This window comes from Halomonas sp. LBP4 (assembly GCF_003202205.1).
Lineage (GTDB): Bacteria > Pseudomonadota > Gammaproteobacteria > Pseudomonadales > Halomonadaceae > Halomonas > Halomonas flagellata.
In genome coordinates this window covers 447,403-458,856 of sequence record NZ_PDOG01000003.1, presented here as the reverse complement: position 1 = coordinate 458,856, position 11,454 = coordinate 447,403, and the positions used below count along the sequence as shown (strand labels likewise).

The 11,454-nt window shown below is 66.4% G+C and carries 11 protein-coding genes; 10 read left to right on the top strand and 1 reads right to left on the bottom strand.

Annotation, left to right across the window (positions count from 1 at the left end):
• Nucleotides 1-57 precede the first annotated feature (57 nt).
• From CR157_RS12500 to CR157_RS12485, 4 genes are read left to right on the top strand one after another with little or no spacing between them, the layout of a single operon-like run.
• Nucleotides 58-960 (top strand): LysR family transcriptional regulator, encoded by a 903-nt coding sequence (locus tag CR157_RS12500; RefSeq protein WP_110283849.1) that lies wholly within the window; start codon nt 58-60, stop codon nt 958-960.
• Nucleotides 961-1,002: 42 nt separating this feature from the next.
• Complete coding sequence (locus tag CR157_RS12495; RefSeq protein WP_258364149.1) at nt 1,003-2,331, top strand: hypothetical protein; 1,329 nt, start codon at nt 1,003-1,005, stop codon at nt 2,329-2,331.
• A gap of 60 nt (nt 2,332-2,391) precedes the next feature.
• Entirely contained in the window at nt 2,392-3,345 is a 954-nt protein-coding gene (locus CR157_RS12490) for a hypothetical protein (RefSeq protein ID WP_146218686.1), read from the top strand.
• Nucleotides 3,345-3,953: a sugar transferase gene (locus CR157_RS12485; RefSeq protein WP_110283847.1), complete on the top strand. Its 609-nt coding sequence runs from the start codon at nt 3,345-3,347 to the stop codon at nt 3,951-3,953. Before CR157_RS12490 ends, CR157_RS12485 begins: the two co-directional genes overlap by 1 nt.
• Nucleotides 3,954-4,017: 64 nt before the next feature.
• Here CR157_RS12485 and CR157_RS12480 read toward each other — a convergent pair whose 3' ends face one another.
• Complete coding sequence (locus tag CR157_RS12480; protein WP_110283846.1) at nt 4,018-4,533, bottom strand: zinc ribbon-containing protein; 516 nt, start codon at nt 4,531-4,533, stop codon at nt 4,018-4,020.
• A 215-nt stretch (nt 4,534-4,748) separates the two neighbouring features.
• On the opposite strand from CR157_RS12480, the gene leuS reads away from it, so the two are divergent.
• The 6 genes from leuS (at nt 4,749) to CR157_RS12450 (ending at nt 10,933) form a co-directional block, all read left to right on the top strand.
• Entirely contained in the window at nt 4,749-7,346 is a 2,598-nt protein-coding gene (gene leuS / locus CR157_RS12475) for a leucine--tRNA ligase (protein WP_110283845.1), read from the top strand.
• 22 nt (nt 7,347-7,368) lie between these two features.
• On the top strand, nt 7,369-7,860 hold the full coding sequence (locus tag CR157_RS12470; protein ID WP_110283844.1) for an LPS-assembly lipoprotein LptE: 492 nt from the start codon (nt 7,369-7,371) through the stop codon (nt 7,858-7,860).
• Nucleotides 7,857-8,915 carry a DNA polymerase III subunit delta gene (gene holA, locus CR157_RS12465; protein WP_110283843.1) on the top strand — a complete coding sequence of 353 codons (1,059 nt, stop codon included), beginning with the start codon at nt 7,857-7,859 and terminating at the stop codon, nt 8,913-8,915. The genes CR157_RS12470 and holA overlap by 4 nt, the downstream gene beginning before the upstream one ends.
• A gap of 198 nt (nt 8,916-9,113) precedes the next feature.
• Nucleotides 9,114-9,521 carry a PA2779 family protein gene (locus tag CR157_RS12460; protein WP_110284027.1) on the top strand — a complete coding sequence of 136 codons (408 nt, stop codon included), beginning with the start codon at nt 9,114-9,116 and terminating at the stop codon, nt 9,519-9,521.
• Between the two features lie 12 nt (nt 9,522-9,533).
• Nucleotides 9,534-10,517: a PA2778 family cysteine peptidase gene (locus CR157_RS12455; protein WP_110283842.1), complete on the top strand. Its 984-nt coding sequence runs from the start codon at nt 9,534-9,536 to the stop codon at nt 10,515-10,517.
• A complete protein-coding gene (locus tag CR157_RS12450; RefSeq protein WP_110283841.1) occupies nt 10,514-10,933 on the top strand; it encodes a DUF488 domain-containing protein in 420 nt (139 codons plus the stop codon). The genes CR157_RS12455 and CR157_RS12450 overlap by 4 nt, the downstream gene beginning before the upstream one ends.
• Nucleotides 10,934-11,454 lie beyond the last annotated feature (521 nt).

Sequence of the window (11,454 nt, the reverse complement as noted above, 5' to 3'; positions counted from 1 at the left end):
GCAATTCATGTTATTTATGGATTGCATTCCCATAAGGAATTCCAGCGAGGTGTCGCCATGGATACCCAGAGCCTTCAGGCCTTTCTCGCCGTGGCCGACAGTGGCAGCTTTTCCCGGGCCGCCGAACAGCTTCACCTGACCCAGCCGGCGGTGAGCAAGCGCATCGCCGTGCTCGAGGGCCAGATCGATGCCCGGCTGTTCGACCGCATTGGCCGGCGCGTCACCCTCACCGAGGCCGGCCGGCTCCTGCTGCCCCGGGCACGGCAGATCCTGGTGATGGTGGACGACAGCCGCCGGGCCCTGGGCAACCTCGCCGGCGACGTGGGCGGCAGCCTGACGCTCGCCACCAGCCACCATATCGGGCTGCACCGACTGCCGCCGCTACTCAAGGCCTATACCCGCCGGCATCCCGGGGTGCGCCTTGACCTGCACTTCCTGGATTCCGAGCAGGCCTACCAGGGCGTGCTGGACGGCGAGCTGGAGATCGCCGTGGTGACCCTCGCCCCCCACCCCGACGAACATCTCGAGGTGGTGCCGATCTGGATCGACCGACTCTGCTTCGTCTGTGCCCCCGACCACCCCCTGGCCAGCCGCGAGCAATTGACGCTCCACGAGCTCTGCGAGTTCGATGCCGTACTGCCCGGTCCGCTGACCTTCACCCGCACCCTGATCGAGGCACGCTTCGCCGCTGTCGGCCTCACCCTGCCCGTGGCGCTCTCCACCAACTACCTCGAGACCCTGAGGATGATGAGCGCCATCGGCCTGGGCTGGAGCCTGCTGCCCGAGGGCCTGGTGACCAGCGAGCTGCGGGTGCTGGCGGTCGACCATCCGCCCATCCACCGCCCGCTGGGCTACCTGGTCCACCAGAGCCGTACCCTCTCCAACGCCGCCCGGGCCATGATCGACGAGCTGGAGGCCGCCCGCGAGCCCGGCGCCAGCGAGTGGCGGGACAGGCGCTGAATTGTTTAGGCTGCTCAGCATATCTTCCGGAGCCCCGCCACCGTGACCGACAGCGACGCCAGCCCTCCCCCGTTCCGCCATGCCCTGGCCGGCGGCCTGACCCTCGCCGGGCTTGTGCTGCAGGTGCTGCGCTTCGCCGGGCTGCCGATCGCCCCCCAACCGGTGAGCTACGGCTTCTGGCTGGCGGTGCTGCTGCTCTGGCCCAACCTGCCGCGGCGCACGCGCCGTCAGGCCGGCGCCCTGGCGGGCATCGGGCTGGGGCTGCTGATCGTGGCGCAGTGGCGGTATGGCGCCGATGTCGCCTGGCCGCGCACGCTCGACGGCAACAGCTATGTGGTGGCGATGCTGGTGGGCGTGAGTTTCATCGGACTGATCGGCAACCGCCGCGGCAACGTCCGCCCCCTGGGGCACCCGGTGACCGGTGGGCGTGGCATCGCCGGCACCTGGCTGGGCGTGCACCTGCTCGGGGCGATCCTCAACCTCTCCACGGTCTTCATGATCGGCGACCGGCTGCAGCGCAACGGCCCGCTGACCACGCCCCAGCTGCTGGCCCTCAACCGCGGGCTGTCGAGCGCCGCGCTCTGGTCGCCCTTCTTCGCCTCCATGGGGGTGGTGATGACCCTCGCGCCCGAGATGCGCTTCTCGACCGTGGTCGCCTTCGGGCTGCCACTGGCGCTGTGCGCCGGGGGGCTCAGCCTGGTGGACCTGTCGCGCCGCTTCGACCTCTCGGAGACCGCGGGCTTCTCGCTGTCGCCGTCGAGCCTGCTGATGCCGGTCTCGATGGCCACCCTGGTGATGCTCTTCCACTACGGGCTGACGCCGGGACTCAGCATCGTCAGCATCATCACCTTCCTGCTGCCCGCCGTGGCGCTCGCCTCCAACCTGCCGAAGGGACCGCGCTGGACACTGCGACGGGTGCAGCTGCACAGCCTGCATCGGCTGCCGGCGATGCGCGGGGAGATCTCGCTGTTCCTCTGTGCGGGGCTGCTGACCCAGGGGCTCTCCACCTTCATCGCCGCCACCACCGGCAGCGAGTGGACGCTCTTCGTCCGTTTCGGCCCCCTCGAGGCAGTGGCGAGCTTCCTCGCCATCGTCGCCAGCGCGGTCCTCGGCCTGCATCCCATCATCGGCGTCTCGGTACTGGCCTCGATGCTGGAACTCGATGCCGGCCGCCAGACGCTGTTCGCCTTCGTGGCGCTGGCGTCCTGGGCGGTGGGCACCAGCGTCGGCCCCCTGTCGGGCATCAACCTCTCCCTCCAGGGGCGCTATGGCGTCAGCGGCTCGCGGATGATGCGCCAGAATCTCGGCTATGCGGCGGCGATGGTGGTGGTAATAATCGCGGCCATTCTACTGCTGGAGGCCAATCTCTAGCTCATACGAGGTCATGACGCCAACGAATGAGAGATTTCAGGCGGCACGAGGCCTTACATAATGCAACAATATGCTGCAGATAGTCGCCTGGCCCGCTCCCCAATCAGGATTGCAACTCCGTTACCAGGTCATATCCTCATGATTGGTTATCAGTATTTTCGCAGCGACGGTTTCGTGTGGCGCAAGCATCAGAGCACCTTGATACCGCTGTCCATGCCGCATCGAAACGCCAACGTCAACCTCATTCGCGCCTTGTTACTGTTGGTTTCCCATAGAGCCTTCCTGATCCGCTGGGAATCCAACTTCGACGGTGCCAATCCGACGGAATGGTGGCACGTGATCAAGACGGGCAAGGAGGAGCTTGATGACCTGAGCGCCAGCACACGCAGCAAGGTGCGGCGTGGCATGCGCCAGTTCGACGCCGCCCCGCTGGACAGGGCGCAACTGCTCGATGAGGGTCACACTGTTTACCTGGCCGCTTTCGAGAGGTACGAGACCTACGAGCAGCGCGTTTCAAAAGAAGGCTTCATCAAGGCCATCCAAGAGCTTCCCCCTGAAACCGAGTTCTGGGGCGTCCGCGACAAGGCAAGCGGAAAGTTGGTGGCCTTCAGCGAGAATCTCGTTATGGATCAGGCCTGCTTCTATCTCTCCATCTGGCTCGATCCCGACTCCCTCAAGCGCTACTCTACATATGCCCTGATCCATACCATGAACAGTCACTACCTCAATGCGCGTGAGATGCGCTATGTCTCCGATGGCGCCCGAAGCATCAGCCATGACACCGCTATCCACGACTTCCTGATCAGCCAGTTCGGCTTCCGTAAGGCATACGCCCGACTACACGTCGTCTACTTCCCGCTGCTTAGCCCAACAGTACACGTCCTCTACCCCTTTCGTCGCCACTTCGAGCGAGCGAGGGGAAGGTTGTATCGGAAGATAGCCGTGCTGCTGGAACAGGAGCGGATACGGCGCAGCTTTTTCCGCCCCCCCGTCCAGACCTCGATGCTGCAGTAATGAACCTTTCACGCCGCAGTTCACACCTTCTCAAACGCACCTTCGACTTTCTGGTCTCCACCCTTGGGCTGGCCCTGACCTGGTGGATCATTGCCATCGCTTGGGTAGCCGCCACTCTCGATACCGGCAGGAATGGGTTCTACATGCAGCGCCGCATCGGCATAGGAGGCCAACCCTTCACGCTGGTCAAGATTCGCACCATGCGCGATACCCCTAGCATTTCGACGACGGTCACCCAGGCCGACGACCCACGCATCACCCCTCTTGGACAGCTGCTGCGACGCACCAAGATCGATGAGCTGCCACAGCTATGGAACGTGCTGATCGGCGACATGAGCTTAGTGGGCCCACGCCCAGACGTCGAGGGTTTCGCCGATGCCCTGGAGGGGGAACAACGACTGCTACTGACGGTACGTCCCGGTATCACCGGACCAGCAACTCTGAAATACCGTCACGAGGAGGAGCTTCTACGGCAGCAGCAGGATCCCGAGAGCTACAACCGAAATGTCATCTGGCCCGACAAAGTGAGCATCAACCTACACTACATGCGACACTGGTCCTTCCGTAAGGACATGAAGTACCTGTGGAGAACACTGTTAAACGGATAGCAACCTGCTGCGCGCAGGAGCACGGATCCCCCACCGACGTAGAGGTATACGCCGGTGGTAACGATCAGGCTGAAACCCGCGAAAAGTAGCGATGCCCGCACCGATGGCACGGCTCGATGCGCGCCACGCCCTCCAGGTTGACCACGGCACCACAGTGCACGCAGGCCATGCGCCCGGGGGCCGCCATCTCGCCCTCGCAGTAGTCGGCGCGGGCGGCCTCCAGGTCCTCCTCGAACCGCTCGCGCTCGATCCGGCTGCGATCGGCGATGGAGAACAGCGACTCCACCACCTTGCGTGACAGCATGGAGAGATCGATGCCGAGCCAGGTCGCCACGCTCTCGCCGCCGGCCCCCAGGTAGCGGCGCATCTCCTTGAGGTCGCGCTCGACCCAGGCACGCAGCAGCGACAGCTCGTCCTTGGTGAACTCCTCCAGCTCGGCCTCGAACTCCACCGCGTCGTCGAGCTCCTGCTGCAGGTTCTCCCAGGTCAGCTCGTGGGCGCCCTCCTTGAGGCGGCCCAGCATGCGCTCGTAGCCTTCGCGCAGGCGGCGGTCGTGACGGGGATCCTTCTGCTCGCTCATGATCTGCTCCTTCCGTTCTCGAGGCGATGGGCCCGGGCATAGCCGGACCCTGCCGTGCTGGGGTATCCTTGCCTACCATTTAGACGACATCCTGCCGGCAGTTCAATGTCTTGACGCATCTTGGCGACGGGACCATGACACCGGACAATGCCCGTTTTGACCCGCGCAGCGCCCGCAAGCGGTGCGCCTGACTTGCAAGGTACCCCTAGACAGCGATGGACGCACAGTACAAGCCCTTCGATATCGAACGCGATGCCCAGCAGTTCTGGGACCAGCACCAGTGCTTCAAGGCGGTGGAGGATGCCAGCCGCGAGAAGTTCTATTGCCTGTCGATGTTCCCCTACCCCAGCGGCAAGCTGCACATGGGGCACGTGCGCAACTACACCATCGGAGACGTGGTCTCGCGCTTCCAGCGCATGCAGGGCAGGAACGTCATGCAGCCCATGGGCTGGGACGCCTTCGGGATGCCCGCCGAGAACGCCGCCATCCAGAACCGGGTGCCGCCGGCCAAGTGGACCTACGACAACATCGACTACATGCGCCGCCAGCTGAAGGCGCTGGGCTTCGCCTACGACTGGAGCCGCGAGTTCGCCACCTGTGACAGCGACTACTACCGCTGGGAGCAGTGGTTCTTCACCAAGCTGCTGGAGAAGGGCCTGGTCTACAAGAAGATGTCCACCGTCAACTGGGACCCGGTCGACCAGACCGTGCTGGCCAACGAGCAAGTGATCGACGGCTGCGGCTGGCGCTCCGGCGCCCCGGTGGAGCGCAAGGAAATCCCGCTGTGGTTCCTCAAGATCACCGACTACGCCGAGGAGCTGCTGGCCGATCTCGACAAGGTGGAGTGGCCCGAGCAGGTCAAGACCATGCAGCGCAACTGGATCGGCAAGTCGCGGGGCGTAGAGATGGCCTTCGACATCGCCGACCACAACGGCGACGCCTTCGAGCCGCTGCGTGTCTACACCACCCGGCCCGACACCCTGCTGGGGGTGACCTATGTGGCCGTGGCCGCCGGCCATCCGCTGGCCAAGGCGGCCGCCGAGGGCAATGCCGAACTCGCGGCCTTCCTCGAGGAGTGCTCCCACGGCGGCACCTCGGAAGCCGAGCTCGCCACCATGGAGAAGAAGGGCATGCCCACCGGCCATGTGGCGGTGCATCCCCTCACCGGCCGCGAGCTCCCGGTCTTCGTGGCCAACTTCGTGCTCATGGAATACGGCACCGGCGCGGTGATGGCGGTGCCCGGCCACGACCAGCGCGACTGGGAGTTCGCCAGCAAGTACGGCCTGCCCATCGAGGCGGTGATCGCCGACGAGAGCGGGCAGGCCCCGGACCTTTCCGTGGGTGCCCATGACGACTACGGCATCCTGATCAATTCCGGCGAGTTCGACGGCCTCGACTTCCAGGCCGCCTTCGACGCCATCGCCGCCAAGCTCGAGTCGCTCGGTCGCGGCGAGGTGAAAACCAACTTCCGCCTGCGCGACTGGGGCGTGGCGCGCCAGCGCTACTGGGGCGCGCCGATCCCGGTCAAGTACGGCCCGGAAGGCCAGACCGTGCCGCTCACCGACGACGAGCTGCCCGTCGCCCTGCCCATGGAGGTCACCGTCGACGCCTCCGGCTCGCCGCTGAAGAAGATGCCGGAATTCTCGGACCTCGGCGACGGCTGGGTTCGCGAGACCGATACCTTCGACACCTTCATGGAGTCCTCCTGGTACTACGCGCGCTTCTGCTGCGCCGACAACCCGGAGGCGATGCTCGACGAGCGCGCCAACTACTGGCTGCCGGTGGACCTCTACATCGGCGGCATCGAGCACGCCATCCTCCACCTGCTCTACGCACGCTTCTTCCACAAGCTGATGCGCGACTTCGGCCTGGTCGATTCCGACGAGCCCTTCCAGCAGCTGCTGACCCAGGGCATGGTGATCGCCGAGACCTTCTACCGCACCACCGAGAACGGCGGCAAGGAGTGGTTCAACCCCGCCGACGTCGAGGTCAGGCGCGACGACAAGGGCCGCCCGATCAGTGCCGTCCTGATCGCCGACGGCCAGCCGGTGGAGATGGGCGGCATCGAGAAGATGTCCAAGTCGAAGAACAACGGCGTCGACCCCCAGTCGATGATCGACCGCTTCGGTGCCGACACCGTGCGCCTGTTCATGATGTTCGCCGCCCCCCCCGAGCAGTCGCTCGAGTGGTCCGACTCCGGTGTCGAGGGTGCCAACCGCTTCCTCAAGCGTCTGTGGCGACTGGTCAGCGAGCACCTCGACGCCGGCAGTCCCGGCACGCTCGACGTCAACGCCCTGACCGACGCCCAGCGCGAGCTGCGGCGCAAGACCCACGAGACCATCAGGAAGGCGAGCGACGACATCGGCCGACGGACCACCTTCAATACCGCCATCGCCGCGGTGATGGAGCTCTCCAACGCCCTGTCGCGCTTCCACAACGACGGCGGCGACGACGCCTCGTCCCAGGGCCTGGCCGTGGCCCGCGAGGCCGTGGAGGCCTGCGTGCTGCTGCTGGCACCGATCACCCCGCATGCCTGCCACGCCCTGTGGCGCGAGCTCGGCCATGACGAGCCGGTCATCGATGCCGCCTGGCCGGTGCACGACGAGTCGGCCCTGGCCCGCGACAGCATCGAACTGGTGGTCCAGGTCAACGGCAAGCTGCGCGCCCGTATCGAGGTGGCCGCGGATGCCGACAAGGCCGCCGTCGAGGCCCGGGCGCTCGCCGCCGAGAACGTGCAGCGCCATACCGAGGGCAAGACGATCCGCAAGGTGATCGTGGTGCCCGGCAAGCTGGTCAATGTCGTGGTGGGCTGAGCAGCGAGACAGGGAGAGACCCATGCAGCGCCGAACCTTTCTACACCTCGGACTGGCCGCCGGCACCTCCCTGGCGCTGGCCGGCTGCGGCTTCCACCTGCGTGGCCTGGCCACCCCCGAGGCGGTGCTCCCCGAGCTCGCGCTCGCCGGACCCGACAGCGACCTCGCGCGGCTGACGGTCGAACGCCTCGCGTCCGCCGGCACCCGGGTCCACGATGGCGCCGCCCTGGCCCTCAACCTGGGCGACGAGACCTTCCGGGAACGGCGCCTGAGCGTGCTCGAGAGTGGCCCCCGCGAGGTGGAGATGGAACTGTCGGCGCCCTTTTCGGTGCAGCGCCGCAGCGACGGCGCCTACCTGCTCGACCAGCAGCGGCTCGAGGTCAGCACCCGCTTCACGGTGACCGACGACAACCTGCTGGCCCAGGATGACATCCGCGCGGAGACGCGCGACCGGCTTCGCCGGGAGGCAGTGACCCGTCTCCTCGACCGGCTCCGGGTGCTGGCCGACGCATGAAGATCTATGCCGACAAGCTGCCCGAGGCGCTGACGAAGAAGTTGCCGCCGGTGGTGATCGTCGCCGGCGACGAACCCCTGCAGCATATGGAAGCCTGTGATGCGGTGCGTGGCGCGGCACGAGACGCCGGCATCGAGGAGCGGGAGATCCTGCCTGTGGAAGCCAATTTCGCCTGGGGACGACTGCGGGAGGCGTCCGCCAGCCTGTCGCTGTTCGCCTCGCGCAAGCTGATCGAACTGCGCCTGGCCGGCAGCAACCTGGGCCAGGAGGGCGGCAAGGCACTGAAGGAGTACGTGGACGGGCTCGGGGACAGCGACAACGTGCTGCTGATCGCCATGGGCAAGCTCGACTTCCGCCAGCAGAAGAGCGCCTGGTTCCAGGCCCTCGACAAGGCCGGGCTGTTCGTGCCGGTGTGGCCGGTGGATGCCTCGCGACTGGGCTTCTGGCTGCGCGACCGGGCCAGCCGCCACGGCCTGACCCTCGAGCTGGACGCCGCCCGCCTGCTCGGCGAACGCACCGAGGGCAATCTGCTGGCCGCCGACCAGGAGCTGCAGAAGCTGGCGTTGCTGGTGCCTCCCGGCACGCGCGTCTCGCCCCGGGAGATCGCCGGCGGGGTGGAGGACAGCGCCCGCTATGACGTCTTCACCCTGGTCGATGCCTGCCTCAGGGGCGAAAGGGCGAGGGTCTCCCGCATCATGGCCGGACTGCGCGGCGAAGGCGTCGAGACGCCCATCATCCTCTGGGCCCTGGCCCGCGAACTGCGCACCCTGCTCTCCCTGCACCAGCACCTGGACCAGGGACAGAGCTTCGAGCACGCCTGCAAGTCGCAGAAGCCGGCAATCTTCGACAAGCGCCGCCCCGCCTATCAGCAGGCCCTGGCTCGCCTGCCGGTGAAGCGCCTGCACAAGCTGCTGCTGTTCGCCCAGCGCCTCGATCTCGCCATCAAGGGCGCCTCGCGACTGCCGGTCCAGGACGGCCTGCACGACCTCGCCCTGACTCTCGCCGGAGGGCGCGGGTTGCTCGCCGAACTGCCCTCCTCCTACCGTATCGCCTGACGAGGCGTATGCCGGAGGGCACACTGCCCTTGCCCCGACGCCATCCGTTGATGCCAACGGCATGAAACTCCAGGCCATTTTTGCCTATACTGGTGACGCATCGTTGCATGCACGTCTCGACCGCTGCCTCGCCTGGACGCGACGCGTGGATCATCAAGGAGCCGGAAGCCAAACCCAAGAAGAAGGAACACCACGATGATGAAGAAGATCTGCCGTTACCTCAGCCCGCTGCTCATCGCCGCCCTGGTGCTGGGCAGTCTCCCCGTTGCCGCGGCTCCCCAGGCCACGCCGGGCAGCGACCTGATCTCCACCCAGGCGGCCCTGAACGCCGAGCGGCCCCAGACCGACCGCGAGCGGATCCACGAGATCCTCGCCCGCGAGGAGGTCCAGCAACAGCTCGTCGCCCAGGGCGTGGACCTCGCGGAGGTGGAAGCGCGCGTCGCCGCCCTGTCCGACGAGGAAGCCGCCCAGATGGCCGAACAACTCGAGCAGCTCCCCGCCGGCGCCGGCGTCGGAAGTGTCGTCGGAGCGCTGTTCGCCGTCTTCGTGATCCTGCTGGTCACCGATATCCTCGGCCTGACCAACGTCTTCCCCTTCACTCGCTGACCGGGGAGTCCCATGACACCACGCCGTTCACGGCAGCACTTGCATGACGCCTCAAGGAACGCCCGCCCTGCGGGCGTTCTCGCCTTGGTGCTGCTGACACTCCTGCTGGCCGGCTGTGCCGGTACGCCGCAGTTGGCCGAGTCCACCCGGGAGCGACTGCCGCGTCAGGCGTCAGTCGAAACGGTTCCCTTCCATGCCCAGCGCGACTACCAGTGCGGTCCCGCCTCCCTGGCCATGGTCCTCAATGCCGAGGGTGTGGAGGTGGGGGTCGACACCCTGATTCCCCAGGTCTTCACGCCCGGTCGGGAGGGAAGCGTCCAGCCCGAGATGCTCGCCACCGTGCGCCGGCACGGTCGCATCCCCTTCGTCATCGACAATCGCCTCGATGCGCTGCTGACCGAGATCGATGCCGGCCACCCCGTGCTGGTGATGCAGAACCTCGCCCTGCCGGCCTGGCCGATGTGGCACTATGCCGTGGCCATCGGCTATGACCTGGACGCCAAAGAGCTGATCCTGCACAGTGGCGAAGAGCCCGAGCGGATCGAGTCCTTCCGTCGTTTCGATGCCACCTGGGCGCGCAGTGACCGTTGGGCCTTCGTCGCCCTGCCCCCCGGCACACTCCCCGCGGGGGTCGCCGAAGACCGCGCCATGGAGGCGATCTCCGCCTACGAACGACTGCATGGCGCGGAGGCCACCCGGCCCGCCTGGGAGGCCCTGGTCGAGCGCTTTCCCCGGGCCGCCCTGGGCCACTTCGCCCTAGGCAATGCGCGGCATGCCACGGGCGATGCCCAGGGGGCCATCCGGGCCTTCCAGCGCGCCGTGGCGGTCCAACCGGAGCTCGCCGTGGCCTGGCTCAACCTGGGCCTGGTGCTTCGCGACCAGGGTGACAGGAATGCCGCCCGCCATGCCCTGCGCCGCGCCGCCGCCCTGCCCGGCCACTGGCAGCCCCGTGCCCGGGAGGCGTTGACCGGCCTGGAGGAGGAAACCCTGTCATGAGCTACGATATCGTCCTCAAGCGCATCTACCGCCCCGCCGAGCCGGAGGATGGCGCCCGGGTCCTGGTCGACCGCCTCTGGCCGCGTGGCAAGCGGCGCGAGAGCCTGGCACTGACCGACTGGTATCGGGACGCCTCGCCATCACCGGCGCTACGCCGCCAGTACCACCTGGGAGAGATCAATCATGCCGTCTTCGCCGCCCGCTATCGCGGCGAACTGCGTGACGACCCCGACAGCCTGATCCCGCTGATGCGCCACGCCCGGTGCGGGCGGCTGACCCTGCTCTCGGCCGCCCGGGAACTGGACGACTCCCATCTGCCCATCCTGCGCGAGGCCCTCCAGCAGGCGCTCGAGGCCGAGGACGCCGAAGAGCGCGAATTCACCTCGCCGCCGTGCTTCAAGGGACAAATCAGGTAGTAAGCGACTACGCCCAGCAGATGGGGCAGAAACGGGGGCAATACCGAAAGAAAATGGCGCGAGGAGCCATTACACTACCTCGCGCATCCTGGAGCGCGGCAGATGTGCCTCGCAGTCGACACAGAAGTAGAATCGCTCGATATGCAAGGCGCGCTCCCACCAACGTTGCTTGACCTTGTAGACACCAAATCCCCTGCATCGTGGACATTGCAAAAGCATGGAACCTCCATGCGGCACCAAGCCTCCACATGAAGGCATATGCCACCTCTCCGGCCGCTCTCTCGCTCCCGAATCCCGAATTAAGAAATAATATAGGCCGCCCGGCAATTCAATCAGCTCGGCGGTCCATATTTTTCATACCAGAGCCCCCCGTGGCAAACCGATGACCTTACGTAGCCATTCGGAAAAGGTATCCGGCCCCCAGGCACCGGCCTGTCCAGCAGAGCTATGCCGAGCCCTCCTCGGGTCGGCCGGGGCCTCGACGGCGATCCCCAATGGCCCCCTCACTTGTAGGAGTAGTG